22 protein-coding genes are annotated in these 26,210 nt (G+C 71.1%); 11 read left to right on the top strand and 11 right to left on the bottom strand.

Translation table 11 applies throughout. From position 1 onward, the window contains the following. Positions 1-48: 48 nt before the first annotated feature. From ACT3SQ_RS07755 to ACT3SQ_RS07735, 5 genes are all read right to left on the bottom strand, one after another. Entirely contained in the window at positions 49-1,080 is a 1,032-nt protein-coding gene (locus ACT3SQ_RS07755) for an ABC transporter substrate-binding protein (protein WP_441443977.1), read from the bottom strand. Between the two features lie 111 nt (positions 1,081-1,191). Beyond that, positions 1,192-2,037 (bottom strand): ABC transporter permease, encoded by an 846-nt coding sequence (locus ACT3SQ_RS07750; RefSeq protein ID WP_441443976.1) that lies wholly within the window; start codon positions 2,035-2,037, stop codon positions 1,192-1,194. Next, a complete protein-coding gene (locus ACT3SQ_RS07745; protein WP_441443975.1) occupies positions 2,034-2,822 on the bottom strand; it encodes an ABC transporter ATP-binding protein in 789 nt (262 codons plus the stop codon). The genes ACT3SQ_RS07750 and ACT3SQ_RS07745 overlap by 4 nt, the downstream gene beginning before the upstream one ends. 181 nt (positions 2,823-3,003) lie before the next feature. Next, a complete protein-coding gene (tadA, locus tag ACT3SQ_RS07740) occupies positions 3,004-3,495 on the bottom strand; it encodes a tRNA adenosine(34) deaminase TadA (protein ID WP_441443974.1) in 492 nt (163 codons plus the stop codon). Between the two features lie 21 nt (positions 3,496-3,516). Continuing rightward, positions 3,517-4,074: a dihydrofolate reductase family protein gene (locus tag ACT3SQ_RS07735; RefSeq protein WP_441443973.1), complete on the bottom strand. Its 558-nt coding sequence runs from the start codon at positions 4,072-4,074 to the stop codon at positions 3,517-3,519. A gap of 158 nt (positions 4,075-4,232) precedes the next feature. Between ACT3SQ_RS07735 and upp the strand changes: the two genes are divergently transcribed. After that, on the top strand, positions 4,233-4,871 hold the full coding sequence (upp, locus tag ACT3SQ_RS07730) for a uracil phosphoribosyltransferase (protein ID WP_441443972.1): 639 nt from the start codon (positions 4,233-4,235) through the stop codon (positions 4,869-4,871). Positions 4,872-5,462: 591 nt separating this feature from the next. Then, positions 5,463-6,224 carry a winged helix-turn-helix domain-containing protein gene (locus tag ACT3SQ_RS07725; RefSeq protein WP_444601025.1) on the top strand — a complete coding sequence of 254 codons (762 nt, stop codon included), beginning with the start codon at positions 5,463-5,465 and terminating at the stop codon, positions 6,222-6,224. Between the two features lie 874 nt (positions 6,225-7,098). Here the strand turns inward: ACT3SQ_RS07725 and ACT3SQ_RS07720 are convergent. Continuing rightward, positions 7,099-7,854, bottom strand: coding sequence for a protein phosphatase 2C domain-containing protein (locus ACT3SQ_RS07720; RefSeq protein ID WP_441443970.1), 756 nt, complete (start codon positions 7,852-7,854; stop codon positions 7,099-7,101). Positions 7,855-7,970: 116 nt separating this feature from the next. Here ACT3SQ_RS07720 and ACT3SQ_RS07715 point away from each other — a divergent pair, with 116 nt between their 5' ends. The 4 genes from ACT3SQ_RS07715 to ACT3SQ_RS07700 all read left to right on the top strand — a co-directional run bounded on the left by ACT3SQ_RS07715 (position 7,971) and on the right by ACT3SQ_RS07700 (position 15,456). Continuing rightward, positions 7,971-9,788, top strand: coding sequence for a MinD/ParA family ATP-binding protein (locus ACT3SQ_RS07715; RefSeq protein WP_441443969.1), 1,818 nt, complete (start codon positions 7,971-7,973; stop codon positions 9,786-9,788). A gap of 63 nt (positions 9,789-9,851) precedes the next feature. Beyond that, positions 9,852-12,974 carry a DEAD/DEAH box helicase gene (locus ACT3SQ_RS07710; protein WP_441443968.1) on the top strand — a complete coding sequence of 1,041 codons (3,123 nt, stop codon included), beginning with the start codon at positions 9,852-9,854 and terminating at the stop codon, positions 12,972-12,974. Continuing rightward, positions 12,971-13,807: an SWIM zinc finger family protein gene (locus ACT3SQ_RS07705; protein ID WP_441443967.1), complete on the top strand. Its 837-nt coding sequence runs from the start codon at positions 12,971-12,973 to the stop codon at positions 13,805-13,807. The genes ACT3SQ_RS07710 and ACT3SQ_RS07705 overlap by 4 nt, the downstream gene beginning before the upstream one ends. Before the next feature lie 5 nt (positions 13,808-13,812). Then, the gene (locus ACT3SQ_RS07700) at positions 13,813-15,456 is read left to right on the top strand and encodes a serine hydrolase domain-containing protein (RefSeq protein ID WP_441443966.1); all 1,644 of its coding nucleotides are present in this window, start codon (positions 13,813-13,815) and stop codon (positions 15,454-15,456) included. Between the two features lie 294 nt (positions 15,457-15,750). Here the strand turns inward: ACT3SQ_RS07700 and ACT3SQ_RS07695 are convergent, their stop codons facing one another. Next, entirely contained in the window at positions 15,751-17,121 is a 1,371-nt protein-coding gene (locus tag ACT3SQ_RS07695; RefSeq protein WP_441443965.1) for a serine/threonine protein kinase, read from the bottom strand. A gap of 108 nt (positions 17,122-17,229) precedes the next feature. Here ACT3SQ_RS07695 and ACT3SQ_RS07690 point away from each other — a divergent pair, with 108 nt between their 5' ends. From ACT3SQ_RS07690 to ACT3SQ_RS07680, 3 genes are all read left to right on the top strand, one after another. After that, positions 17,230-17,511, top strand: a complete 282-nt coding sequence (locus tag ACT3SQ_RS07690; RefSeq protein WP_441443964.1) for a hypothetical protein — start codon at positions 17,230-17,232, stop codon at positions 17,509-17,511. 29 nt (positions 17,512-17,540) lie between these two features. After that, positions 17,541-18,383 (top strand): hypothetical protein, encoded by an 843-nt coding sequence (locus tag ACT3SQ_RS07685; protein ID WP_441443963.1) that lies wholly within the window; start codon positions 17,541-17,543, stop codon positions 18,381-18,383. 117 nt (positions 18,384-18,500) lie between these two features. Beyond that, positions 18,501-19,796 (top strand): alkaline phosphatase family protein, encoded by a 1,296-nt coding sequence (locus ACT3SQ_RS07680; protein ID WP_441443962.1) that lies wholly within the window; start codon positions 18,501-18,503, stop codon positions 19,794-19,796. 60 nt (positions 19,797-19,856) lie between these two features. On the opposite strand, the gene ACT3SQ_RS07675 is transcribed toward ACT3SQ_RS07680, so the two are convergent. The 3 genes from ACT3SQ_RS07675 to ACT3SQ_RS07665 all read right to left on the bottom strand — a co-directional run bounded on the left by ACT3SQ_RS07675 (position 19,857) and on the right by ACT3SQ_RS07665 (position 22,687). Further along, on the bottom strand, positions 19,857-20,390 hold the full coding sequence (locus ACT3SQ_RS07675; protein WP_441443961.1) for a hypothetical protein: 534 nt from the start codon (positions 20,388-20,390) through the stop codon (positions 19,857-19,859). Positions 20,391-20,530: 140 nt separating this feature from the next. Beyond that, the gene (locus tag ACT3SQ_RS07670; RefSeq protein WP_441443960.1) at positions 20,531-21,349 is read right to left on the bottom strand and encodes an alpha/beta hydrolase; all 819 of its coding nucleotides are present in this window, start codon (positions 21,347-21,349) and stop codon (positions 20,531-20,533) included. A 45-nt stretch (positions 21,350-21,394) separates the two neighbouring features. After that, positions 21,395-22,687, bottom strand: coding sequence for an MFS transporter (locus ACT3SQ_RS07665; protein ID WP_441443959.1), 1,293 nt, complete (start codon positions 22,685-22,687; stop codon positions 21,395-21,397). A 280-nt stretch (positions 22,688-22,967) separates the two neighbouring features. Here ACT3SQ_RS07665 and ACT3SQ_RS07660 point away from each other — a divergent pair, with 280 nt between their 5' ends. Together ACT3SQ_RS07660 and ACT3SQ_RS07655 are read left to right on the top strand one after the other, a co-directional pair. Then, entirely contained in the window at positions 22,968-24,902 is a 1,935-nt protein-coding gene (locus tag ACT3SQ_RS07660; protein WP_441443958.1) for a solute carrier family 23 protein, read from the top strand. 151 nt (positions 24,903-25,053) lie between these two features. Beyond that, on the top strand, positions 25,054-25,491 hold the full coding sequence (locus ACT3SQ_RS07655; protein ID WP_441443957.1) for an OsmC family peroxiredoxin: 438 nt from the start codon (positions 25,054-25,056) through the stop codon (positions 25,489-25,491). Between the two features lie 135 nt (positions 25,492-25,626). Here ACT3SQ_RS07655 and ACT3SQ_RS07650 read toward each other — a convergent pair whose 3' ends face one another. After that, a complete protein-coding gene (locus ACT3SQ_RS07650) occupies positions 25,627-26,190 on the bottom strand; it encodes a DUF421 domain-containing protein (protein WP_441443956.1) in 564 nt (187 codons plus the stop codon). Between the last annotated feature and the right edge of the window lie 20 nt (positions 26,191-26,210).

The following is a 26,210-nucleotide window of genomic DNA, read 5'->3' as shown; positions in this document are numbered from 1 at the left end:
TTCGGCGCCCCAACACCCCCCACGGCGCAACGGTCGACAGCGTCGGGATCAGGCGCTCGCGCCCTCCGCAAAGCTCGCATCGACGATCCCGGCCACGTCGAGCGGCTCGGTGTAGGTGATCTGCTCCGCCTGGATCCACGCCGCCTGCATCGCCTCGAGCTGTTCGGGCTGCGGGGCGAGGTCGGGCAGGTAGGTGTACATCGGCGAGGCCTTGAGCACGTCGATCTCCTGGCCGAGGGTGTCGGCGAGGATCTGGTAGACCTCATCGGTCTGCACGCCGTCCTCCGAGAGCTCCTGGGCACCCTTGGCCAGCGCGGTGAAGAAGCCCTGGGCGAGCTCCGCGCCCACGAAGGTCTCCGAGTAGATCACGCCGGTGCCGGTGGTGCCCTGCTTGGGGACAGCGATCGGGGAGGCCACGCCCGCCTCCTCCATCGAGGTGGAGAAGGGCGCCGAGGGGGTCGCCGCGTCGATCGAGCCGTTGGTGATGGCGGGCTCCTGATCGGGGGTGGAGAGGTTGGAGATCTCCACGTCGGCCAGGGTCAGGCCGCCCTCCTCGAGCATGGCCGCGAGCAGGTAGCCGCCGGTCGCGCCGGGGCCGCCGGCGACGCCGATGGTGCGACCCTTGAGATCCGCGACGGAGGTGACCGAGCCGTCGTCGATGAGCTCCTGGCGGACCTCGAGAGCGGTGGGCGAGTTCTCGGGGTCGCCCGGAGAGATGCCCATCGAGCCGACGACCTTGAAGGCGAGTCCCTGCTCGAGCGCGTTGAACATGCCGGCGCTGACGCCCGCGACCATCACGTCGAGCTGGTTGTTCGAGAGCATCGGAATGCCGTCCTGCCCGGACTTCAGCGGGGTGAGCTCGAGGGTGATGCCCTCCTCCTCGAAGTAGCCCATCGCGTCAGCCACGTACAGCGGGGCGAACAGCGCCGAGGGCAGGTGGCCCACGCGCACGGCGCCGGAGCCGGAGCCGGCCTCGCCGCCGGCAGCGGGATCCTCACCGGTGACGGCGGAGCCGCAGGCGGCCAGGGCCCCTCCCACGGCGGTCGCGGAGGCGAGGGAGAGAAGGGTACGACGACGCATGACGTGCTCCTATGCAGGGGTCTTCGGGTGAGGTCTTCGGGTGGCTCTTCCGGTGAGGTCCTCGGAAGCGCGGGGTCTTCGGGTGTGCGGGATCTTCGGGTGGGGTGCCGCTCAGCGCTCGCGGCGCCAGGGCAGCAGCAGCTTCTCGGAACGACTGAGCACGGTGGTGACGGTCGCGCCGATGACGCCGATGACCACCAGGCCCACGTAGAGCTTCTCGGGGATGAACAGCTGCCAGGAGTTCCAGATCAGGTAGCCGAGCCCGGTGGTGGTCGCGCCCGTGAACTCGACCGCGGTGACCACCACCACGGCGGTGCCGGTGGCGGTCTTCAGCCCGGAGAACACGAAGGGCATCGCGCCGGGCAGGACCACGAAGCGGAACCGGTCGAAGCCCCGCGCGCCATAGGCGGCACCCGCCTCGAGCAGCTTGCGGTCGATCGCCCACACGCCGGAGACGGTGTTGATCTGCATGATGAAGAAGGTGGTGATGAAGACCGCGATGATCTTCGGCGTCTCGGTGGGGCCGAAGATCATCAGCAGGATCGGGAAGATCGCGATCTTCGGCAGCGGGTAGAGGGCCGAGAAGAGCGGGCCGAGCGCGGCGTTCAGCGCGCGTGAAGAGCCCATCAGCAGGCCCACCACGATCCCGGCGAGCGCCCCGAGACCACCGCCCACGAACAGTCGCATCAGGGTGGGGGCGGTGTGCATCCACAGCTCGCCGTCGAGGAGCATCTCGTACCCGGCGGTGACGATCTGCGTGGGCGGCGGGAAGAAGCGCGGGTCGATGACCTGGCCGCGCGCGCTGAGCTCCCACAGCACCAGCAGCAGGATCGGAGTGATGATCGACAGCACCAGATCACGGGTGGCCAGGGTGCGCTCGCGGGCGCGCTGCGCCGTGGCGGCGACCAGGGTGCGCTGCTCTCGATCGCCGCGCACAGGGGTATCGGTGGCGCTCATGCGGTCTCCTCGGCGGTGCGCGCATCCTCGCGCAGCAGGTTCCAGATGCGGGAGCGCAGCTCGCTGAACTCGGGGCTGCGCTCGATGTCGAAGGAGCGGGGGCGATCGAAGGGGACGGTGATGTCCTCGCGCAGGGTGCCGGGACGGCCGGACATCACGATCACGCGGTCGGAGAGGATGATCGCCTCATCGATGTCATGCGTGACCATCAGGACCGTCTTGCGCTCCTGCTCCCACAGGGCGATGAGCTCCTCCTGCATGAGCATGCGGGTCTGGGCGTCGAGCGCACCGAGCGGCTCATCCATCAGCAGCAGCGGGGAGCCGGTGGCGAAGGCCCTGGCGATCGCGACGCGCTGGCGCATGCCACCGGAGAGCTGGTGGGGGTAGGCGTCGGCGAAGTCGTCCAGCCGCACCCTGCTGAGCCAGTCGCGGGCGATGCCGGTGCGCTCCGCCTTGCCGATCCCGCTCATCCGCAGGCCGAATCCGATGTTGTCCAGCACCGTCATCCAGGGGAAGACGCCGTGCTCCTGGAACACGAACGCCGCAGGGATCCGCTGCCCTTCATCGGGCATCGTCACCGTGCCCACGGTGCGCTCCTCGAGCCCGCCGAGGATCCGCAGGAAGGTGGACTTCCCGCAGCCGGAGGGGCCGACGATGCAGGTGAAGGACCCCGGGTCGAGGGTCAGCGAGAAGTCCTCGAGGGCCCACACCGGATCCTGCCCGGAGAAGAAGACCTTCGAGACGTCCTCGGCGACCACGGCCGATGACGGCAAGCGTGCATTCATGACTGCTCCTCGACCTGCTCGATATCGGCGCCAGTGTAGTAGCGGCGTTCGAATGGCGAGATTCCAAGCCCACAGGCTGGACAGATCGTCCGAGCTCCTGTGGCACGATCGAACAGCCCGCCTCGACCGACGGCGACGTCGCGGAGCTGAAAGTCACCAGGAAGCGATCCGGTCCTCCAGATCAGACGATCGGATCAGGCTGTCCTCCCGCGGCCCGCTTCCGCCGCGCCCGGAAGAAGTCCCGCAGCAGGTCCCCGCATTCCTGGCCGCGCACCCCGGTGGTGAGCTCGACCCGATGGTTCAGCCGAGGCTCGCGCACCAGGTCATAGAGGGACCCGGCCGCGCCCGCCTTGGGATCCATGGCGCCGACCACCACTCGGTGCGTCCGGGCCAGCACGATCGCCCCGGCGCACATGGTGCACGGCTCGAGGGTGACCACGAGCGTGCAGCCGGTGAGGTTCCAGCGGCCGGTCACTTCTGCCGCGCGGCGCAGCGCGAGGATCTCGGCGTGGGCGGTGGGGTCCTCGTCGGCCTCGCGGCGGTTGCCGGCGGTGGCGAGCACCTCGCCGTCGGGGCCGACGACGACGGCGCCGATCGGGACGTCGGCCGGTTCGCGGTCGGCGGCCGCTCGGGCCTCGTCGATCGCCAGGCCCATCAGCTCGTCATCGGTCATGGGTCCATTGTCGCGCGCGCCTCAGGGACGCTCGCCCACCACCCGGTAGCGGGCCTCGAGGAAGGCTCCGTTGGTGCCGTGCTCGAGCAGCTCCAGGTCGAACGCGCCGTCCAGCAGCGGCTTCCCGGATCCGAGAGTCACCGGCGCGATCGAGACCAGCACCTCGTCGAGCAGCCCGGTCCGCGCGAACTCGGCGGCCAGAGAACCTCCCCCGACGATCCACACGGCGCCGTCCCCGGCGGCGGCCGCGATCCGCTCATGGTGTGACTGCGGGCTGCCCGAGACGATGCGGACCGTCTCCGCGGCGGGCTCGAGGTCGCGATGGGAGAAGACGAAGGTCGGCTTGTCGTACGGCCAGCCGTCGGTGTCCGCGAACTGCTCGGCGGGGTGGTCCAGGATCCACTGATAAGTGCTCCGCCCCATCACCAGCGCGCCCACCCGGGCGTAGAAGGTGTCGTAGTCCAGCAGGCTCCCCTGCTCGAGGGGCTGGGAGAGCAGCCAGTCGAGTCCGTCGTGCTCATCGGCGAGGAATCCGTCGAGGGTGACCGCGGTGTAGTAGAGGTGCTCGGGTCGGGTCATGGGGACGAGTATCCCTGCCCGGCGCTCCCGGGGGCTGGCCGTCGTCCGGGTTCTCGACCTCGTGGTTCCGCACCAGTTCGTCACGAGGAGGCCTGGCTCACCCCTCTCGCGGGGGCGGAACGCGCATGCGCGCCGCGGCGCTCCGGTAGATTCGCCTCATGCGCGTTCTCGAGATCGACCATCCGCTCGTCGCCCACAAGCTGTCGGTGCTGCGCAATCGCGCCACCCACTCCTCCGTGTTCCGGCAGCTCGCCGATGAGCTGGTGACCCTGCTCGCCTATGAGGCGACCCGGAACGTCGCCGTCGCCCCGGTGCAGATCGAGACCCCGGTGACCACGATGACCGGCACCCGGCTCACCAACCCCAAGCCGATGGTGGTGCCGATCCTGCGCGCCGGCCTCGGCATGCTCGACGGCCTCACCCGCCTGCTCCCCACCGCCGAGGTGGGCTTCCTCGGCATGCTGCGCAACGACGAGACCCTCGAGGTCACCACGTACGCGAACCGTCTGCCCGACGACCTCACCGGGCGCCAGTGCTTCGTGCTGGACCCGATGCTCGCCACCGGCCATACCCTCATCGCCACCTGCGAGTACCTCCACGAGCGCGGCGCCCGCGACATCACCTGCGTGACCCTGCTGGCCGCCCCCGAAGGGCTCAAGGCGATGGAGGAGCAGATCGATCCCTCGATCGACCTCACCATCGTCACCGCCGCCATCGATGAGAAGCTCGACGAGAAGGGCTACATCGTGCCGGGCCTCGGCGATGCGGGAGACCGCCTCTTCGGCGTCGTCGACTGACCTCACCGCCCCGCAGCACGTCGCACGATCTGCGCGCCCCCGCCCTCCGGTGGGGGCGCGCAGTGCGTCGGGGCGTTCCGGCGCCCGAGCATGCAGGGGACGCCTGCGCAGCACCTCTCCCACTATGGGCCTGTTTGCCCACGGACGCCCCCGCGCGTCGCGCGCTTCCGTGGCCACCGGTGGCGGCAGGTGACGTCGCATGACGGCAGGTGACGGCGGGTGACGCCGTGTGACGTCCCGCGGCGACGCCGTTCCACACTGTGAACACCCTCTTGCTCTCCGGGGTGGGGCGGGGCATGCTCCTCCTATGACCTCGATCGCCGCATTCCGCGAGACCACCCACCGGGTGGTCAGCTCCGCGATGCGCTCGATGATGTTCATGATGATGATGCCGATGATGCATCGTCAGCCGAGCCTCTAGAGCTCAAGACACCTCCAGGGTCGGCTGACAGGAGCCGGCCGGAAGGCGCGGGCTCCAGGTGCTACCGGGAGCACACCCCCTGAACGATCCGCCTGAGGGCGTCGATCTCCAGGGATCCCGGGTCCACCAGCCGCCGCGCTCACCGCGCCGCACCTCGGAGAACTCGCATCATGACCATCACCCTGGATCGCCCCACTCACCACACCGACCTCCGCTTCGCCGCCCCGCGCCCCCTGTACCGGGTCGGTGGCACCGCCCCGCGCCCCAGGGCCGCGGAGGATGCGGTCACCATCACCGTGTCCGTCACCCTGCCCGCAGGCACCGGCGACGTCGAGACCGCCCTGATCGCCGATGAGCTGCGCACCCGGGCTCAGCGCCTGGTCGCAGCCCGCGACGGTCGCACCACCGTCGCGGTGAACAGCCCGAACTCCTTCGCCGCTGCGGGCCGTACGGGCTCCCGCGCGCTGCCGCCCCGCAGCCAGGGGGTCGCCGCGGTCAGCCCGCTGCGTCCGCGCCGCACGGGCATCGTCTCGCCGAACGCTCCCGCCCGCCGGGATGCCGAGGCGGTGCGTCGGCGCACCCTGCAGGCCACCGCGGTCAGCCCGTTGAGCCCCTCGGCCGCGCCGGAGGACAGCCTGGTGATCGACCTGTTCGGGCGCCGGGTGCGGATCGACGGCCACGACGTGGACTTCACGTACAAGGAGTTCGAGCTGCTGGCCCAGCTCGCGCAGAACGCCCGCCGCACCATCTCCCGCACGGAGCTCATGGAGACGGTCTGGGTCGATGCCCCCGAGGAGACCGGCGAGCGCACGGTCGACGTGCATGTACGTCGGGTGCGCACCAAGCTCGGCCGCTACCGTCGCCTGATCTCGACGGTCCGCGGAGCCGGCTACCGGCTCGATCCGGGCAGCGACGTCGCGATCCTCGGCTGAGCGACGTATTGCGAGCTTGCGAGCGATAGGAGCCAGCCAACAGGCGCAGCCTGAGCGACGCATTGCGAGCTCGCGAGCGACAGGAGCCAGCCAACAGGCGCAGCCTGAGCGACGCATTGCGAGCTCGCGAGCGACAGGAGCGCAGCCACCAGGCGCAGCCTGAGCAGTCGCCTGACGATTTCGGTCGCGTCCGAGCCACACCTGCACCGATTGTGGCTCGGACGCGACCGGGATCCGCGGTGAGCGCGACACGAGATCCGCGGCGAGCTCCACAGCAGACTGGGCGCTGGGCAGGATATGAGAAGGGCATCTGCGGCACAGGCTGGGTCTGACGCAAAAAGCGACGAGCGGCCCGGAGCACTCAACCGACAATGTCGGGGGCTCGCGGACCGCTCGTCAGGCCTGTCGTCCGTCAGGGGTGGGTGCGGGCGAACAGGCGGACGGGCTGCCATAGGTGGGGGAACCTGGCATTGATGCCCGTCTGGCCGCTCCCCATGAGGGGGGTCTTGAGGAACGGCACATCTATAAAATTTTCAACGTCTTCCGACTCTCGGAAGAGTATCAGCCGAATCGGGGATGGGCGCCACCCCCTGGCCGCCGAGCGGGAGCCCTTCCTGGCGTTCCCGTCGTGCTCCTGAGCATAGGCCTTCAAGCGGCCTCTGCAAACGCGGCAGCACTGAGTGTTCTTGCAGGTGACATGCAGGTTCGGCAAAGGTATTCCTCGGTGTCCCGCGCTTCAAGGGCGCGTCATGAACCGGGCAAATCGCCAGGCTGGAGGACGGTTCCCCGCCACCTCACGAAGTGCTGCAGACCACGCGCCCGAGGCCTGAACGGATGGTCGACACCCGGGGAGTTCCCAGCTTCAGGAGCGTCCTCACGGGCCGGTCAGGCAAAGTGTGAGGACGGTCGCATCATCGTGCAGCTTCCGGGGACGGCGAGCCGGGGCCAGCCCCGCTTCTGCGGCGCGCAGCTGGCGCAGCAGCGCCTGCGGGTCCTTCGCCAGAGAGGCGGCGAGCGAGGCGTCGTTGTGCAGCCCCAGCAGGTCCACGGCACGGGTGACTCCGTCCGAGACCAGATGCGCCCTCTGCCACTGTGCGAGCGGGCTGCTTCCCTCGATCGCCTCGTCGGCCGCCTCGGGCTCATGCCGAGCCACCCAGAAGCCGCCCGGCCTGTTGCGTCGCGCTTCGATCGCGTCGGCGGTCCGTTCGGAGCGCACCACCTCTTCGACCCTGGTGTCCGTCACCCGCATGACGTCGCCGCCGGGGCCGTGCAGCAGCAACGAGGAGTCACAGAGCACCAGATGCTCCAGCCGCTCCTCGGTGCGTCGCACTGCGACCACGGTCGCCGAGGGTCCGCCACGATCGAGGTCACAGGTGGCCTGGTGCAGCGCGCCCACGTCCTCGATCGCGCGGGCCAGCGCGGTCCGGAGCGGAACCGTCGGATCCTGGGCGTGCCCGAGCAGACGCGCGGCCAGGGCATGGGAGAACCAGCTGACCGAATGGCTGCAACCGGCTCGGAAGCGCCGCGGCACTCCGGCTCCGTCGAGCAGCACCGCGACCTCGCCGAGCACCCCGCCGGCGTCCTCATCCATCCCGGGGATCGCGGGATCGCTGAGCAATGTGGTGTGCACGCCGCCACTGTAGGTGAGCAACAGGGGGAGCACCCGGCCGTGCGCCCGTAGAGTGGTCCCGAACCAAGCCGCCCGTCCTCGGACGCGGCGGCGCTCAGTACGCGGAAGGAACCCAGATGATCGCGCAGGCGCGGATCACCTCCGATACGACTGCCACCGTGCACCTCGCCGACGAGACCGTCGAGGTCTCCGGCGCTGACCTGCCGGAGATCCGGGACCGGGTGAAGCAGGCCTTCATCACCTCCGCGAAGGCGACCGGGCAGGACATCGCCGTGGTGATCGTCGAGCCGCATGTTCGTCACCACCTGCTGGTGGAGCCGACGGGACGGATCACCGGCCGCGAGGCGGACGACCGCCCGCTGTACGGCCCCGGGATCGACGATCCGCTGATCGCCCCACCCACCGATGACACCGCGGACCTCAGCAGCATCGACCAGGCGGCGCTCCGCGGTCCGGTCACCGGTGAGCATGCGGCGATCGGCTCGCCAGCTACCGGTGAGCATGCCGCGATCGGCTCGCCGGCGACCGGGGAGCTGCCCACGGTGCGCCCGCACGGGGCCCGCCGCCGTCGGGCTGCCGCGATGCCTCCGTCGACGCTGCCCGCTGCCCGGGGCGGTTCGGGCCCGTCGGGCGTCTCCGCCGTATCCGGCACCTCGGCATCGCTCGCCGCCTCAGCCGGTTCCGGCCCGTCGGCCACCTCTGCCGTCTCGGCGTCCTCTGCCGCGTCTGCGCCGTCAGCCCTATCGGCCCCGTCGGCCCCGTCGGCGATGTCTGCTTCATCGGCCCCGTCGGCGATGTCTGCACCGTCTGCCCCGTCGGCGATGTCTGCACCGTCTGCCCGGTCGGCTCTGTCAGCCCCGTCGGCTCCTTCGGCGGCGTCCGCATCGTCCGCATCGTCGGCGTCACCGGCACCGTCCTCTCGTCCCGCGTCGCGGACCGCGCAGGAGACGGCTCGGAAGCGTCCGCTGCCAGCCCGGACCGTTCCGGAGAAGGACGCCCACCGGCCCACACTCCAGGACCTGCAGTCCTCGACCTCCAAGCGCGAGAAGGTCAAGGCCACCCGCGGGGTGCCGGGCTTCATCACCCGTCTCACCGGCGGTGTGATCTCCCCGCGGCCGAACCGTCGTGAGCGGATGGAGACCGAGCGTCTGGAGCGGATCCGTCGGCCGCTCGAGGGCCCGCGGAACATCGCGGTGGTGAACCTCAAGGGCGGCGCCCACAAGACCACCGCGTCACTGATGGTCGCGGCGACCCTCGGCGTGACTCGTGGCGGAAACGTGCTGGCCTGGGACAACAACGAGACCCGCGGCACCTTGGGCTGGCGGGGCATCCCCACGGACCACCACCGCACCGCTGTGGATCTGCTCCACGACATCGAGACCCTGCGCGCCCCCGCGGCGAGCAATGCGGACCTCGATCCGTATGTGCGTCCCCAGGGCGAGATGCGGTTCGACATCCTCGCCTCCGACGAGGATCCGGGCTCGGCCGCCTCGATCGACGAGACCGCCTTCGCCGACCTCAACGACGCCCTCTCCCGGTTCTACCGGATCAAGGTCATCGACACCGGCAACAACGTGCGCGCCTCGAACTGGCTCGCCGCGGTCAAGAGCGCAGACCAGCTGGTCATCGTCTCGACCGTGCGCGAGGACACCTTCAACGCCGCGGCCTGGATGATCGATGAGCTGCGGGCGACCGGCCTCGCGGAGCAGGTCGACCATGCGGTCACGATCCTGTCCCACTCCTCCAAGGGGAAGTTCGATCCGACTCTGCGCAGCCGCCTGCTCGCCCACTTCGGCGCCCATACCCGCGCGGTCACCGAGGTGCCCTATGAGCAGCAGTTCGTGGACGGCTCCCATCTGGACTGGCCCCGGGTCTCCGCCAAGACGAAGGAAGCCTGGCTCGACGCGACGGCGCTGATCATCGACGGGCTCTGAGCGTTCGTCCACAGTCGGGCGCCCGGCCCGGCGACTGTCCGCCCCGCCGCATAGTCTGAGGTCATGCCTGTTCGCCGCCTGCACCTCGTCGTCGATGACGACCTGGGCCCTGCGCTGTGGGTGCGAGAGCAGACCGGGCCGGGCCGATCGCGCGCGCTCGAGGATCTCTCCGCCCTGCGCAGCGATGCCCCGCCGGTGATCGCCGAGGCCCTGGCCGACGCCCCCGACCTGCTGCGCCACCGGGTGCGGATCCCCGGCCGCGACGGCGACCGCCGGGTGCCCGCCCTGGCACTCGACGGTGCGGCGCTGACCGCGCTGGTGGGCGGGGCGTCCACGCTGCTCGAAGAGCGGTTCGGGGAGGATTTCACCGACCACCTCGCGTCCCTGATCAGCGATGGCGCTGCCGCCCGGCTCGCGGACGAGCTGATCGCGATGCCCGATCTGGTGGCCGCGATCGTGCTGGACATTCGCGCCCAGGCCCTGGTGGAGCAGCGCCATCTGCGGGCACGGGCCGAGGAACGCTACGGACGCCCGGTGATGCAGTGGCGCGCCCCCGACCGCGATGCGCCCCGGATGCTGCACGCCCTGGTCGACGGGCACGCACGGCATGCCTTCGCCGCACACCTGCGCCGCGTCCCGCCCCCGGCCGCAGACAAGCACGGAGTGCTGTGGGCGCTGGCCGACGAGGGCGAGCTGCGTGCAGACCTGCCCACCCAGCGCCGGATCACCGCCGCCTTCGACACCCTCGTGGACTCCGGCCGCCCGGGAGTGAAGCTCAGCTCCGGGGACAGCGAACTGGTGGTACGGCTGTTCGAGCCGCCCCTGGGCACCGCCTGGCCGCTGCAGACCTGCCTGCGGGAGCCCGACGGGACCGTGCATCCGGTCGCCGATCTGCGTGCGGTGGGCGATCTGAGCACCGCAGGCGCCGCCGAAGCCTCCGCCGCGGTGATGCGACTGGCCCCCACCGTGCGCGGCGCCGCCGTGGATGACACCGGCGTGGACTGGCTGCTGACCACCGCCGAGGCCTCGGAGTTCCTCTCCGGTGACACCCCCTCCCTCGAGGAGGCCGGGGTGACGGTGCTGCTGCCCCGCGACTGGACGAAGCAGAAGACGACGCTGCGCCCGCAGGAGGTCGAGGAGGAGCCTGGCGAGCGCAAGGGCTCCGGAGTGGGGCTCGGAGCGATGGTCTCCTTCCGCTGGCGGGTCGCCGTGGGAGAGACCGAGCTGACCGAGATGGAGATGGAGCAGATCCGGGAGGCGCAGTCCGAGCTCGTGCAGCTGCGCGGCCAATGGGTGCGCCTGGATGCGACCACCCTGCGCGCCGCGGAGAAGTTCCTCGACACCTTCGCGGGCCGCACCCGCGAGAAGCGGAAGCAGGTGGTCCCCCCACCGGTCCGCGGTGGCCACGTCGCCGCCCCGCTGCCACCCGCTCCGGTCCCGGCAGAGGTCGTGGGCCGCGCCCCCTGGCTGGAGATGTTCTCCCTGATCCTCTCCCCCGATGCGGCGGACGTCGACTTCGGGGTCTCCGCACTCGTCTCAGGGGGCAGCCACGGCCTGGCACGGCTGATGCCGGGCGGTGGCGGCGCGCCGCACTATCCACAGCCGCGCTCGCTGCGGGCCACGCTGCGGCTCTATCAGCTCGACGGGCTGAACTGGCTGTGGGCCCTGGACCAGCAGGGCCTCGGCGGGATCCTCGCCGACGACATGGGGCTCGGCAAGACGATGCAGGTGCTCGCGCTGCTGTGCCGGGAACGGGAAGGGCTGCCCGGTCAGGTCCCCCCGCAGGCCTCAGGCACCCAGCCTGCAATCCCCCAGCCTGCAGCCCTTCATCCTGGAGTCCTGCACCCAGCGGGCCCCCACATAGCGGGCCCTCAGCCCGTGGGTCCCACCCTGTTGGTGTGCCCGATGTCCGTGGTGGGGGCCTGGCAGCGCGAGGCCGCGACCTTCGCCCCGCAGCTGAAGGTGCACGTCCATCACGGCGGTGACCGACTGCGGGACGAGGCGTTCGTGAAGGGTGCCGCGGACCTCGACCTGGTGGTCACCACCTATTCGCTGCTCGCCCGCGACCTGCGGGTGCTCTCCGCCGTGCCCTGGCATCGCCTGGTGTTCGATGAGGCCCAGCACGTCAAGACCCCCGCCACCCAGGTCACCCGGGCCGCTCGCTCGCTGCAGGCCCCGCACCGGCTGGCCCTGACCGGCACCCCGGTCGAGAACCGGCTGGCGGACCTCCACTCCCTGATGGAGGTCGTGAATCCCGGGCTGCTGGGGAGCGCGAAGAGTTTCCAGGATCGGATAGCGACCCCGATCGAGGAGGAGGGGGACGGTGCCGCGATCAGCCGCCTCAAGCTCGTCACCTCCCCGTTCATCCAGCGACGGCTGAAGACGGACCGCTCGATCATCAAGGACCTGCCGGAGAAGATCGAGCTGACGCGGGTGGTGAACCTGACCCCGGAGCAGGCCGGGCTGTACGAGGCGATCGTGCAGGACCTGATGGTCCAGATCGACGGCGCCGAGGAGAAGAACCGCCGCACCCTGGTGGTCTCCGCCATCACCCGTCTCAAGCAGGTGTGCAACCACCCCACCCACTACCTGGGCGACGGGTCCCCGCTGGTGCGCGACGGCGAGCATCGCTCGGGCAAGCTCGAGCTGGTGGACGACCTGCTGGGCGCCGCCTTCGAGAAGGGCGAGAAGGTGCTGCTGTTCACCCAGTTCACGACCTTCGGGCACCTGCTGGTGCCGTATTGGGAGGAGAAGTTCGCGGAGCTGGGGGTGTCGTCGGCGCCCTTCCTGCATGGCGGGGTCTCCAAGCGGGATCGGGATCAGATGGTCGCCGAGTTCCAGGAGCACCGCGACCGGCCCGGGCTGATGCTGCTGAGCCTCCGCGCCGGCGGCACCGGCCTGACCCTCACCGCCGCGAACCACGTGGTGCACCTGGATCGCTGGTGGAACCCCGCCGTGGAGAACCAGGCCACCGACCGTGCCTTCCGCATCGGCCAGCGCCGGGACGTGACGGTGAGCAAGCTGGTCAGCGCCGGGACCGTCGAGGAGAAGATCGACACCGTGCTCCAGGACAAGCAGTCGCTCGCGGAGCTGACCGTCGGCCCCGGCGAGGACTGGCTGGCCTCCCTCGACAACGATCGCCTGTTCGACCTGCTCTCCCTCGAGGACGAAGAGGACGGGCTGTGAGCATCGAGCTGATCTCGCGCCGTGGCCCCATCGGCAAGGGCTGGCATGCCGTCGCCCTGCGCCAGGGGGCGGAGGATCTGCTGGGTGCTGCGAGGGTGGGCCGGGGCAAGGCCGACGCCCGCGCCGGAAGGGTGCAGTGGCTGGATGTCGCCGTGGGGGTCGCTCGCGGCGACGTCCTGGACGCCGACGGCGAGCTGTACCAGGCACGCCTCGAGCTGCCCGCCTTCCGGGAGGGTGACCGACAGGCGTTCCTGCAGGTCGCAAGGACTCGTCCCGAGCTCCCGGCCCGGATGGCCGGCGGGAGCTACCCGCAGGAGGTCGAGGCAGAGCTGGCGCGGTCCGAGGTGTCGTTGCTCCCGCGGAGTGCCGCCGAGCTCTCCCATGACTGCTCGTGCCTGGACTGGCCCGGGCCCTGCCGGCACGTGGCCGCGCTGCTGTACGTGCTGGTCGAGGCGGTCGACGAGCACCCGGTGCTGCTGCTGACCCTGCGCGGGCTCACCCTCGAGGACCTGGTGCCCACGGCGAGCGGCGGGGAACCGACGGGCGCTGCAGGGACGCCGGGCCCGTCCGAGGGGACGAACGCCGCCGGCCAGACGGGTTCGCCCGCAGGTGCGGAGCCCTCGGATGGCGCACCCGATGCCGTCAGCGCGGATGCCGTCGGTGCAGCGGCAGCGCCTTCCCCTCGAGCCCCCTTCGATCCCTCGCGCACCGATCCCGCGCCTCTGGCCGAGGTGCTCGGCGAGGAGGTCGCCGCAGTGATCCACAGCTTCTACACGGGCGCCGGAAGTAGCTGCACGGGCGCCGAAGAGACCCCTCCCCAGCCTTTAGAGTGAGAGCCATGCTTGAGACCAGCCACAGCGCCCCTGCTCTGCCCGATTCCGTGACCACCGCCGTCGCCGCGCTGTTCGACGATGCCGTCATCCAGCACCGCACTGCGGGAGTGACCTGGGCGATCATCGGCGGCCACGGCCACCAGCAGGCGGTGCTCGCCCACGGCGCCGCCGGAGCGCGGGAGCTCACCGGCGGCGTGCAGGCCGCCGGCTCCGGGCCGATGGAACGAGGGACCGTCTCCCGCATCGCCTCGATGACGAAGTCCTTCACCGCCGCGACCATCCTCGCCCTGCGGGACGAGGGCCGGCTGCGCCTGGAGGATCCCGTCTCCGCCTATGTCCCCGAAGCCGCCGGAGCCTTCGACCTCGCTGCCGACGACCGCGAACCCACCCTGCGCGAGCTGCTCACCATGAGCGCTGGGCTGGTGACCGACAATCCCTGGGGTGACCGCCAGGAGGCGATGACCCGGGAGGAGTTCGCGGCCATGCTGCGGGGCGGGCTCGGACACGTGCACCGTCCCAGCACCGGCTTCGAGTACTCCAACACCGGGTACGCGCTGCTCGGCAGGGTGATCGACGAGATCACCGGCAGCGACTACACCCACGAGATCCGGCGCCGCTTCCTCGAGCCGCTCCGCCTGGGCGCCACCGGCTGGTCGGAAGCCGAGATCGACACCGCGCAGCTGGCCACCGGGCACCGCCTGGCCGATCGCACCGACGCCAGCCGCTTCGAGCCCGTGCCGCTGGACTCCCCCGGCGTGTACGGAGCGATGGCCGGGCTGTTCTCCACTGTGGATGACGTGGCCGCCTGGGTGCGCTTCCTCGCCGCGGCTGACGCCCCCGACGCCGCGCAGCGCTCGACCGGCCCGCTGGCCACCGCCTCCCGGCGCGAGATGCAGCAGCTGTACCGCCACCAGGCGCTCCCGGCACATCCCGCCGTCCGCGGCACCTCCGCTGTCACGCCCGCCGTCACCGGCACTGCCGCCGCACCCGGCACCGCCGCCACCCCCACGAGTACCGGCGCCGCCGGCCCTGCCGCCTCTGCCGCCCTCTCGCCCGGCTTCGACCGGGTGCGCGGTTACGGATTCGGCCTGGTGGTCGAGGACTTCCCGGACCTCGGGCAGGTCATATCCCATTCGGGCGGCTACCCCGGGTACGGCTCCTTCATGGTCTGGCACCGTGACTCCGGGGTGGGGGTGGTGGCGCTGGCGAACTCGAAGTACGCCCCGGCGACTCCCCTGTCGATGCAGACGCTGCGCCTCCTCCAGCAGGAGGTCCCCAGGCTGCTGGCCCGGCGCCCGGTGCAGGCCGCCGCCCGCACCCTCGAGGCGGCCGACGCGGCGCTGCGGTGGCTGTGCACGGACGATGACACCGTGGCCGAGGCCTGGTTCGCGGACAACATGGACCTCGACGTTCCCCGCGAGGAACGCCGACGCCGCTTCAGCGCCGCGCTCACAGCCTCCGGGGTCGAGATGGGGAGGCTCGAGCAGCTCCGCGTCCAGGACGCCCAGGTGCTCAGCCGTGCCCAGCTGCGCTGGACGGTGCCCGGCCGGGGCGACGGCGCACCCTCGCTGCGGATCGACCTGCTGATGGATCCTCGGCGCGGGGCGCTGCTGCAGTCGCTGGACACCATCGCCGTCGCCGCCCGCTGAGAGCGGTCGCGAGCTGAAGGTCGCCGCCCGCTGAAGACCGTCGCGGCCTGAGCCTCAGCCTGCACTGCGGCCTACGTGGCGATCTACGTGGCACCCACGGGCCGCCATCCCCTCTCAGCTGTCGCACAAGGACCGGCCAAGCGACAGTTCAGAGGGGATCGCGCGCGAGGAACACGAGAGGAAGACGAGAGGCACTCCAGAGGAGGCGTCAGCACCAGCGAGCCTTCGCGCGCGGGGTACTCGAGAGGCACTCCGGCGCACTCGCGAGGTGGCGTCAGCACCAGCGAGCGCGTCTCAGGAGAAGGAGTAGCCCTCGCCGTCGGCGGCGAGGGTGCAGGAGAGGTAGTCACCGTCGGCGGTGAGCGCGATGATGCCCTCGTCCTCGGCGACGCACTCCTGCCCCGGCTCGACCTCGGCGAAGGAGGCATCGATGCTGCTGACGGGACCAGCCGTCCCCCCGAATGCGGAGGCGGGGCTGTCGTTGAAGACCATGAGCAGCACAGCCGCGACGATCACGCCTAGCACCAGCGCGGCCCCCGCCCCGAGCGCCACCGCGATCAAGGTGCCACGGTTGCGCGCCCCGTTCTGGCCGGTGAACCCGGTGGAGGTCTGAGTGGCGGTGAAGCCCTGGGGATTGAATCTGCCCGCCTGCTGCGGCGGGGTGCCCGGCGGGGTCTGCTGCGCCCACTGCGGGCCGGTCTGCGGGGAGGGGGAGCCTGAGCTGAAGCCCTGCTGCACCTGCCCGGCACGGATCGCCTCGAGCGAGGACGGAGCGACCTGAGGTGCTGGGCGTTCGGGACGCGCGGCGCCGGGGGCGTTCTCCGGCATCGGGTCCAGGGTGTCGATGAACTCGAGCGGCGCGCCGTCGGCATGCGCCAGCGGATAGCCCTGCGGGACGCGCGGCAGATCGCGGCGCACAGACTCGGCGTCCTGGTAGCGATCCTCGGGCTGCGCAGCGACCAGGCGACGGATCACGGCCGAGAGCTTCGGGGTGACGCCCCGCAGGTGCTGGGTCAGCTCATCGGGGCGGAAGGCGCCGTCATGCAGTTTGATCGACCCGTTGAGCGCGACCAGTGCGACGACCCCGGCGGCGTAGAGGTCATGGGAGGGTGCCGGCTCCGCCATCGAGAACAGCTCCGGCGCCATGTAGCCGGGGGTGCCGTTGACCATGCCCACATGGGTGAAGCGCACGTCGGTCTCGTGGACCGCGATGCCGAAGTCGGCGAGCCGGGAGGCGGGGTGAGCACGTCCGCGCGCCTCGAACATGATGTTCGCGGGCTTCACGTCGCGGTGGATCCAGCCCTCGGCGTGCACATGCGCAAGGCCGTCCAGCAGCTGGTCGAGGATCACCACCACGGCGGGTTCGCCGAGCTTGCCCTTCTTCTTCACGACGGACTCGAGCGTTCCCCCGGAGATCAGCGGCATCGCGATCACCACGTGCTCGTCCTCCGCGCCCCAGCCGTAGGGGGTGAGCAGGTGCGGGTGATCGAAGCTGACGCCCTTCTCGCGCACGAAGCGCATCAGGTCCGCGGAGTCGCGCTGTCGCAGGACCTTCGCAGCGCAGAGCTCCTGGGCCTTCGAGTCCCAGGCACGCCAGACGGACCCGGATCCGCCCTTCGCGATCAGGTCGATGAGCGCGAAGCGCCCGACAATAACGTCAGCCATAATATTTCCAGCATAACGTCAGAAAGCGGGGCGGCGTTATGCTGGCAGTGATCTCAGCGGTCCGGGGCACCCGCCCGTGACCCGTGCATCGCATCCGAGGGGGCATTCGTGAGCATCGTCGCCGGGAGCGTCATCGCCTTCGGCGGCGACCCCTTCTGGGACCCTGTCCCCTTCTCGTGGCCGCTGCTGCTGATCCTGATCGCCCTCTGCCTGCTGCTCACTCTCGGTGTCGTCGTCTGGCTGGTGGTCCAGCCGGAGGAGCCCGAGACCAGCACCAAGCCGCTGGTCGACAAGGCGGTCCGGCACGATCGCGAGACCGCGGCGACCATCCGGCGGCGGCTCGATGCGGACAGCGGCCGGGCCGACCCCGCGGACCCCGAGCTGAGATGACGGCCCGGGAGGCCCAGGAGGCCCCGGTCATGCGGCGACGCTCTCTGGCCGCGCTGCTCACCGTCCCCGGCGCCCTCCTGCTGACCACCGGCTGCGGCGGCCCTCGGCCGGTCCCCACCTCCACCGATATCGCCCGCGACCCGCTCGCCTCGCTCGACCCCGCCGTATGGAACGCGCGCTCCGCCCAGGAGCTGCGTGGCCTGAGCATCCAGGGCGCGGCCGAGGAGCTGGACGGCTGGGCCGATCTCAGCGCCGACGACAGCGTCCTCGACTCGGCTCGCGACCTCCTCACCACTTTCGTGAGCGCCGCCTATCTCGCGCCCGAGGACCTGCGCGGCCTGGACGACGAGGCCGCGCACGACCACATCGCGAAGAACTCCCCCGAGTTCTGGCGGGACGGGCTGCGCACGGCCTGGGACGACGGGAACCGTCTCTTCTATGCGATCGCGCTCGCCGAGCCGTTCCGCACCGTCGGCCGCCCCGCGCTCGCCGCCGGCTGGCACCGCACCGAGCATGAGGAGGGCCCAGCCCTCGCCCTCGGAGCCACCATCGCCTGGACCGCCATCGACACCGCGACCCGGGCCGTCGGGCTGTTCGCCTACCGCCTCGGGATCGTCGCCCAGATCGCCGAGGACGGCAGCGTCGCCGATGCCGCGATCCGCCTGACCATCCACGGCCTCGATGGCTGCGGGATCGCCGAGCAGGAGGGACTGCTGGTCCCGGCGCTCGCCGACGACGAGTTGCACCGCGCGGTGCAGAAGGCCACCAAGGAGGAGGTCCTCGCCTCTCCCCACATCCCGCTCGACGACCTCCTGGACCAGGATTCCCCGCTGTTCGCCGGGGACGATCTCACCTACGTCACCTGCGACTGAGCCTTCGCACACGCTGTTCATCTTGCGGTGGCCCGGTGCTCACCGGGCCCTCGTGTCGTGGCCAGAGGACCCTCCTATGGTTCCTGGACTGCTGTCGAGGACCTGAGGAGGTGTCCCATGAGCCGCTCTCGCACCCTGCTGCTCGCCGTCGACGGGCTCGATGAGAACGACCTCGAGATGCTCCGCGACGCCGCCGCGCCCGTTGACGGCGACAGCCGGTTCCCAGTGCTGTCACGGACCGTGCTCACCGGGATGACGGAGCTGCGGATCCGCCCGGGGGGACCCTCCGAGCCCGCACCGGCGCTCGCGAGCCTGATCACGGGGGCATCCGTCGCCCACACCGGGGTCGCCACCGCGGAGCCCTTCGCCCTGGACCGTCCCGAGAGCCGCTCCGCCTGGTATGCGAGCTCGATGGCGGCGCCCACCCTGTTCACGCAGGCGCATGCGGCAGGGCTGGTGACGGCGGCGCTGCAGTGGCCCGCGACCGCTGGCGCCGAGATCGATCTCTGCCTTCCCCTGGTCGAGGACCTGCACCGCTATCGCACTCGCTGGGAGATGGCGGTGGCCACCAGCTCGTCGCGGATGGTTGCGGAGCATCTCGCCCTCCGCCGCGAGGCCGGGGTCCAGCTCTCCCAGGTCCCTCCCGACGATCTTGTCGCCGAGATCGCCGCCGAGGCGCTCGAGCGCGGACACATCGATCTGCTCGCCGCACGACTGACCGGGCTCGCGATCACGCGCCGCACCCTCGGTCCCGGGACGGCACAGGCGCAGCGTGCCCTGCTGGACACCGCCGACGTCCTCGAGCAGATCCTCACCGCCTTCGCGCCCGTTGCCGAGGATCGGGTGCTCCTGGTGCCGGGGCGGCCGCTGATCCCCACCACCCTCCTGGCCCATCCCAACACGACGCTGGCGGCGCATGGCCTGCTCCGCGCCGAGGGGAACCGCCTGGAGGACGTCGATGCGCTGGTCTGGCCGGACGGCCCCCGCGGGGTGGTGCATGTACGGCGCGAGGCGGGTGCCGCGGCCCGCACTGACGCCCTCCGCGCGCTCAGCACTCTCAGCGAGGTCAGCGCGCATGGCCGGCTGTCGCTGCGGCAGGTGGACGACGGCGTGGGAGCCAGCGATCAGACCGATGTGATCGCGGTGCTCGAAGGAGACCGCGGGACAGTCTTCGGGCTCTCCGCCACGCATCGCTCGCTGGTGGAGGGGGACGACCCCTACTACGCAGGCCCATGCACGGTCAGCGACCCGTCGGCCGTCGCCGTCGTGCTCGCCTGCGGGCCGGGACTGCCGGCGAGCACCGTCGAGGGGTCATGGGCCGACCTCGGTGTGACGCTCGCGCACGCGATCGGGCTCAGCCTGCCCGGCGCGACCGCGGCCGGCATGAGCGCTCCGGCTGCAGCGACCGCCTGACCGCGGCTCCTGCCGAGGACAACCAGCGGGACGTGGTCTCCGCCGGACGACGACCAGTGCTCAGCGGGCGCGACGCGCTCCCCTGCCCAGGACGGCCCGGAGGCGGGCCAGGAGCCCGGGCGGCGGTGGGGCCAGCCGGTCCCGCAGCTCGTCGAGGGCGGGGGCGTGGTGCACAATGTGGTGGCGGCCGTCGTGCAGCGCCGGGTGCGGGGGCGGGCCGACGACCCCTGCGGGTGAGACCTCCAGCGAGCGCACGATGCGGACGCGGCGCGTGCGGTCGGCGTCCATCACCACCTCGAGGGAGTCCGGAGCAGCACCGAGCTCCGCGAGGATCTCGGCGCGCAGGCGTGCGAGGGCCGCATCGAGCGCTGCGGATGCTGCGGGATCGGCTCGCACGGCCTCGCCGATCGGCACCACCACCAAGTTGCCGTCCACGTCGATGATCCCGTCGATCACCTCGTGGCTCCCGACGGCGCGTCCCTGGTCTCGCAGCGTGAGCTGCTGCAGCACCAGCCGCAGGGTTCCTGCCGTGGAGTGCACGATCAGGGCGTCACGGATCTCTGCCAGCACGGAGCGGCTGCCGGTCCAGGTCATGCTCTCGCTGTGATGACTGCTGTCGCTGCTGCTGCCACTGCTGCTGCCATCACTGCTGCAGCTGTCATCGCTGCCGTCACTGCGGCTGACCCGCTGATCGCCTCGCGCCATGAGGCACAGGGTAACCGCAGGCGGTGAACTCAGTGAGCGGCGCCGCCGTCCATCCCCAGCGCGCCGCGCACCGCGGCGATCTGGAACCGGCGGGCACGCTGCGAGGCAGGTCCCTCCCCGCGGATCGCGACGGCGTGGGAGGCCTCCGGGATCTCGAGGTACTCGTGCTCGGCGCCAGCCGCGGTGAGCGCACTGTCCAGCCTCCGGGCATCGGCGATCAGCTCGTCGTGAGAGCCCGTGACGAGGTGCACCGGGGGCAGGGCGGACAGCCCTCCCAGCAGCGGGCTGAGGCGCGGCTCTGTGCGCGGGACCCCGCCCGCATACAGGCGGGCTGCGGTGCTCAGCTCCTCCAGCCCGTGCTCCTCCCGGCTGAGATCGACCCAGGGGGATTCGAGCAGAAGCGCGGCCGGTGCCTCGTGGGTGCTCTCGGCGAGCACCTGGGCGACTGCGAGGGCGAGTCCGGCGCCCGCGCCGTCCCCCGAGAGGACCCAGCGGCCGGGGCGCAGGATCGCTGCTTCGGCCATGCCGTCGAGGGCGTGGAGGACGTCCTCGATCGCGGCCGGGTAGCGGTGGCGCGGCGCCAGACGGTAGTGGATCATCGCGCCCGCGGCGCCGGAGCGTCGGGCGATCTCCTCGAGCCAGCTCCAGGTCTGCGGGCTCTCACCGCGCAGGTAGCCGCCGCCATGGAGGTGAACGATGGTTGCGGCCCCCGCGAGCTCCTGGTCGAGCCAGGTGACGGGCACCTGTCCGTGCCGACGGCGCTCCACCCGGGACGGGGCGGCGACGGCGCGCGAGGGCGTGGAGGGCCGCTGGGAGGCCAGGATGCGCAGGGTGCGGACGAGGCTCATAGGAGCATCCTGCCACGGAACCGCCTGTCGGCAGGGGTCTCCCGCTCAGGCCGCGATCTCGTCGTCGACCATCCGCGGGAGCGCCGCGCGGAAGCCCGAGACCGCCATCACCAGGCCGGTCGCTGCGAGGAACCACAGCACCGCGTCCGAGGAGCCGGTGGCTCCCAGCAGCGCGCCGGCCACGATCGGACCGAGCGCGGCCAGGATGTATCCATAGGGCTGGGCCATCCCGGAGAGCCGGGCCGTGACCAGCGGGTTCCGGGTGCGAGCGGGCAGCAGCGCGATCGCGGTGGGGAAGACGAAGCCGCCGATCCCCAGGACGCAGGCCCACAGCATCGGGCTCACGCCGGGCGCCAGCAGCAGACCGATGTAGCCGGCCGTGGTGAGCAGACCGAAGCCGCCCACGATCCAGCGCAGTCCGCGCACCTTCGCGATCACGCTCGGCATCACGAGCCCGCCCACCAGGCCCCAGCCTGCGATCACGGCGACGAGCACCCCGGCGCGGGCAGGGGTGACACCGGCGTCGGTGAGGATCTGCGGGAGCATCCCGAACTGGGTGTACGCATTCAAGGACTGCATCGAAAAGGTCACCATCAGCGCGATCGCGGTCGGCGAGCGCAGCAGCGAACCGCTGAGCTCCCCACGGGGCGGGGCCGGCGGGAAGTCGTGACCGGTGCGGGTCAGGACGATCGCCCAGACCACCACCGGGACCACCACGATGATCCCCCAGAACCGCAGCGAGTCCTGCCAGCCGTCGGCCGCACCTCCTGCGAGCGGCACCGCGAGAGCGGCACCGAGCGAGCCGCCGATCGCGAGCATCACGCTGTACAGGGTCATCAGCGCCACCGTGCGTGCCCCGCCGTGGAGCTTCACCCATGCCGGCACCAGCACGTTGCCGAGCGCGGGTCCCAGCAGACCCAGCACCGACAGCGCCACGAACACCGAGAACAGCTCGGAGACGGGCCGCAGCAGCAGCCCGATCGCGACCAGCACGAAGGAGGCGACGATCGCACCGGTCAGCCCCACCCGGCGGGAGATCGGGACCGCCAGCAGCCCCAGCACGCCGAAGGCGAGGCACGGCAGGGCGGTCAGCAGCCCCGAGGCGAAGGCGCCCTGCCCATAAGCGCCCACGACGCTCTCCATCAGGGGGCCGACGCCGGTCGCGCCGGGGCGCAGGTTCAGTGCGATGGTCGCGATGGCCAGCACAGCGAGCACGGTGCCGACGGCTGTGGTGCGCGCGGGGACCCGGGCCGTCGAGGCGGGCACTGCCGGGGCGGCATCGTCCTGAAGAGCGTCGGCCGGGCGGGGGGCGCTGTCGCGAGGCGGGGAAGTCGTCACCGCACCCTTCTACCCCGCCCGCGCAGGAGAAGCCACCCGTTGCCTTCGATCTCACCCACGCGGTCTGCCACCGCTCTCCTCAGCCGCCGCCAGCGGCTCCACCCGCGCTCAGCCGCTGCCAGCGGCTCCGCCCGCACGTTGTCCGATCTCACCCGTCTCACCCGCGGGCGCGCTGCGCCCGCAGCGGCGCAGGAGCCTACTCTGGTGCGCGGCCGTCCCGTCGGCCCCGCCTCCTCTCCCACGTCGAGACTCCCACTCTCGACGGACCTCAAGGATCCTGATGACCACCGCCGCCGCGCCGAGCGCCCCCGCAGCCCGCACCCATCCCGTCGACCAGGTGCCGCCCGCCGGGAAGCTCACCGTGCTGTCGGTCCAGCACGTCCTGGCCTTCTACGCCGGCGCGGTGATCGTGCCGCTGCTGATCGCGTCGGGCCTGAACCTCACGGCCGAGCAGACGATCCACCTGATCAATGCCGACCTGTTCACCTGCGGCATCGCGACGCTGATCCAGTCCGTCGGCTTCTGGAAGGTGGGCGTGCGCCTGCCGATCATCCAGGGCGTGACCACCACCGCGGTGAGCCCGATCATCGCGATCGGCCTGGCCGCGACCGGCGGCGAGGGCGGCGCCGAGGGGCTGCCGATGATCTACGGCTCGATCATCGTCGCGGGCCTGTTCACCTTCCTGGTCGCCCCCTACTTCGCGAAGATCCTGCGCTTCTTCCCGCCGGTGGTGATCGGCACCGTGCTGACCACGATGGGCATCACCCTGCTGGGCGTCTCCGCCGGGGACATCACCAACTACGCCGAGGGCACCCCCGCCGCCCGCGACATCCTCTACGCGCTGGGCACGCTCGCGATCATCGTCCTGGTGCAGCGGTTCTTCCGCGGCTTCCTCGGCACCATCGCGATCCTGCTGGGCCTGGTCATCGGAACCCTGGTCGCCGTGCTGCTGGGCGACACCTCCTTCAACGGCGTCACCGAGGCGTCTGCCTTCGGGGTCACCACCCCCTTCTACTTCGGCATCCCCACCTTCTCGGCGACCGCGATCATCTCGATGATCATCGTCATGCTGATCACGATGGTGGAGACCACAGGCGACGTCTTCGCCGCGGGCGAGATCGTGGGCAAGCGGATCCGCCCCAAGAACATCTCCGAGGCGATCCGCGCCGACGGCCTCTCCACTCTGCTGGGCGGCGTGCTGAACTCCTTCCCCTACACCTGCTTCGCGCAGAACATCGGGCTGGTGCGCCTGACCCGCGTGAAGTCCCGCTGGGTGGTCGCCGGAGCGGGCGTGCTGATGATCATCCTCGGCGTGCTGCCCAAGGCCGGAGCCGTGGTCGCCGCGATCCCCTCCCCGGTGCTCGGCGGCGCCTCGCTCGCCCTGTTCGCCTCAGTGGCCCTGGTGGGCATCCAGACCCTCTCCAAGGTGGACCTCACCGACAACCGCAACTCCGTCATCGTCGGCACCTCGCTGGGCCTGGCGATGCTGGTCAGCTTCAAGCCGGACATCGCGGGGGTGTTCCCCTCCTGGGCGCAGGTGTTCGTCTCCTCCGGCGTGACCGTCGGCGCGATCAGCGCGATCGTGCTGAACCTGCTGTTCTTCCACATCGGCGGCCAGCGCGGCTCGATGGTCACCACCACCGCTGCCGGCGAGCGGATCGGCATCGATGCGGTGAACGACATGGACCGCGAGACCTTCGTGGCGACCTTCGGCTCCCTGTTCAACGGCGCCACCTGGCCTCTCGAGCGCGCCTGGGAGGCCCGGCCCTTCGCCGACGCCCCCACCCTGCGCGCCGCGATCGAGGACGCGGTGCTCACCGCGGAGCGCTCCGAGCAGGATGCGCTGGTGCGCGCCTATCCGGACATGGCCACGCTGGTCACGGCCGACGAGGAGCAGGCCGGAGCGATCAGTCAGGACGTGGGCTCCTTCGCCCTGGAGAACCTCTCCGACGAGGACATCCTCGCGGTGCGCGACCTCTCCGCCCGCTACGCCGAGAAGTTCGACATGCCCTTCGTCGCCTTCCTGGGCCGCACCGACTCCTTCGCGAAGATCATCGAGAACGGCGTGCGGCGCCTGGACCACTCCCCCGCCCACGAGCGCCGGGTCGCGCTGACCGAGGTCGCCGAGATCGCCGGGGACCGCTTCGTGATCATGGTCGCCGACGCGAATCCCATCGGCTCCGCCTGGATCCGCAAGTTCGAGTCCCTGCAGTAGGCGGGCGGCCGGAACCCGGCAGACGGCGCGGCAGCGCGTGCGGGGGCCGCAGGGACGAACGATCCTTCCCGTTCGGCGGGGGTCCGGACTACGGTGGGAGGCGAGCGCCCTCTGCGGAAACGCGGGGCGACCGTCGACTGAAGGAGTCACCATGCCCCGTCCCGTCACCTCCACCGCATCCACCGCCTGGAAGGGCGACCTGCTCTCCGGCTCCGGCACCACCACCCTGGAGACCTCCAAGCTCGGCACCTTCGATCTGAGCTGGAAGGCCCGCGCGGAGGAGTCCGCACAGGGCACCACCTCCCCCGAGGAGCTGCTGGGCGCCGCGCACGCCGCCTGCTACTCCATGCAGTTCTCGAACATGCTCGCCGAGAACGACACCCCGCCGACTGCTGTGGACACGAAGGCCGACGTCACCTTCAACATCGCCGAGGGCGGCATCACCGGCATCGCACTGACCGTCACCGCGCAGATCGACGGGATCGAGGACGCCGACTTCCAGCGCATCGCCGACGAGGCCAAGAGCAGCTGCCCGGTCTCGAAGGCACTCGCCGCCGTGAACATCACCCTGGAGGCGAAGCTCGCCTGAGCCTCGCCACCACCCGACGCTCCGGCGTCGGGCCCCGGCCCCGGCCCCGCACCTTCGCTGGTGCGGGGCCGGATGCTTGCGGACGTGCAGCGAGGCAGGCGCGGGTGCGACTGGCGTGGACGGGGGCGGACCCGCTCAGTGCATCAGTGAGCGAGGGATGATCTCCGCACCACGCACATTGCGCACCAGGCGCTCGTCGATCATCTCGCCGCGGCGCACGATGGTCAGCCCTCCGCGCGGCTCGAGGATCACCAGGTCGGTGTCGATCACGTGGCGCACGCCGCCGCGCCGCAGCAGCGTCAGCAGCTGCGTCTCGCGCAGCCCCAGATGGCGAAGATGCCAGCGGAGCACATGGCCATGGACCATCACCACCGTCGGCCGCGGCCCGCGCCGGGTGAAGATGCGGTCGACACCGAGCCGGAGCCTGCCCAGGAGGAACTCGAGCACCAGCAGGGTGGTCACCGCGATCAGCCCGCCCACCAGCGTCGGTGTGTTGCCGAGGATCGCGCGGGCGACGAGGGAGCCCAGCAGCGCCATCACCGCGAAGCTCAGCATCGACGGGTTCGCGCTGAGCCGTGGCCCGGCGACCTGGAGGATCAGGGTGAAGATCAGGTAGAGCACGATGCTCGCGATGAGCACGCCCAGCGCTCCCGCGGGCGACGCCCCGATCTGGAACCAGAGCTCCTCGAAGAAGGTCATGGGCCCATTCTCCCGCATCT

Origin of the sequence: Brachybacterium sp. AOP42-C2-15 (assembly GCF_052377065.1) — a bacterium.
Lineage (GTDB): Bacteria > Actinomycetota > Actinomycetes > Actinomycetales > Dermabacteraceae > Brachybacterium.
Note: the sequence above shows the minus strand (reverse complement) of the source record. Positions and strands in the feature narration are given on the sequence as shown.

What these genes read in the sequence shown, in the direction of transcription:
- ACT3SQ_RS07755 (WP_441443977.1), bottom strand. Translation starts at nt 1,080, where the DNA reads ATGCGTCGTCGTACCCTTCTCTCCCTCGCCTCCGCGACCGCCGTGGGA.
- ACT3SQ_RS07750 (WP_441443976.1), bottom strand. Translation starts at nt 2,037, where the DNA reads ATGAGCGCCACCGATACCCCTGTGCGCGGCGATCGAGAGCAGCGCACC.
- ACT3SQ_RS07745 (WP_441443975.1), bottom strand. Translation starts at nt 2,822, where the DNA reads ATGAATGCACGCTTGCCGTCATCGGCCGTGGTCGCCGAGGACGTCTCG.
- tadA (WP_441443974.1), bottom strand. Translation starts at nt 3,495, where the DNA reads ATGACCGATGACGAGCTGATGGGCCTGGCGATCGACGAGGCCCGAGCG.
- ACT3SQ_RS07735 (WP_441443973.1), bottom strand. Translation starts at nt 4,074, where the DNA reads ATGACCCGACCCGAGCACCTCTACTACACCGCGGTCACCCTCGACGGA.
- upp (WP_441443972.1), top strand. Translation starts at nt 4,233, where the DNA reads ATGCGCGTTCTCGAGATCGACCATCCGCTCGTCGCCCACAAGCTGTCG.
- ACT3SQ_RS07725 (WP_444601025.1), top strand. Translation starts at nt 5,463, where the DNA reads ATGACCATCACCCTGGATCGCCCCACTCACCACACCGACCTCCGCTTC.
- ACT3SQ_RS07715 (WP_441443969.1), top strand. Translation starts at nt 7,971, where the DNA reads ATGATCGCGCAGGCGCGGATCACCTCCGATACGACTGCCACCGTGCAC.
- ACT3SQ_RS07710 (WP_441443968.1), top strand. Translation starts at nt 9,852, where the DNA reads ATGCCTGTTCGCCGCCTGCACCTCGTCGTCGATGACGACCTGGGCCCT.
- ACT3SQ_RS07700 (WP_441443966.1), top strand. Translation starts at nt 13,813, where the DNA reads ATGCTTGAGACCAGCCACAGCGCCCCTGCTCTGCCCGATTCCGTGACC.
- ACT3SQ_RS07695 (WP_441443965.1), bottom strand. Translation starts at nt 17,121, where the DNA reads ATGGCTGACGTTATTGTCGGGCGCTTCGCGCTCATCGACCTGATCGCG.
- ACT3SQ_RS07685 (WP_441443963.1), top strand. Translation starts at nt 17,541, where the DNA reads ATGCGGCGACGCTCTCTGGCCGCGCTGCTCACCGTCCCCGGCGCCCTC.
- ACT3SQ_RS07680 (WP_441443962.1), top strand. Translation starts at nt 18,501, where the DNA reads ATGAGCCGCTCTCGCACCCTGCTGCTCGCCGTCGACGGGCTCGATGAG.
- ACT3SQ_RS07675 (WP_441443961.1), bottom strand. Translation starts at nt 20,390, where the DNA reads ATGACCTGGACCGGCAGCCGCTCCGTGCTGGCAGAGATCCGTGACGCC.
- ACT3SQ_RS07670 (WP_441443960.1), bottom strand. Translation starts at nt 21,349, where the DNA reads ATGAGCCTCGTCCGCACCCTGCGCATCCTGGCCTCCCAGCGGCCCTCC.
- ACT3SQ_RS07660 (WP_441443958.1), top strand. Translation starts at nt 22,968, where the DNA reads ATGACCACCGCCGCCGCGCCGAGCGCCCCCGCAGCCCGCACCCATCCC.
- ACT3SQ_RS07655 (WP_441443957.1), top strand. Translation starts at nt 25,054, where the DNA reads ATGCCCCGTCCCGTCACCTCCACCGCATCCACCGCCTGGAAGGGCGAC.
- ACT3SQ_RS07650 (WP_441443956.1), bottom strand. Translation starts at nt 26,190, where the DNA reads ATGACCTTCTTCGAGGAGCTCTGGTTCCAGATCGGGGCGTCGCCCGCG.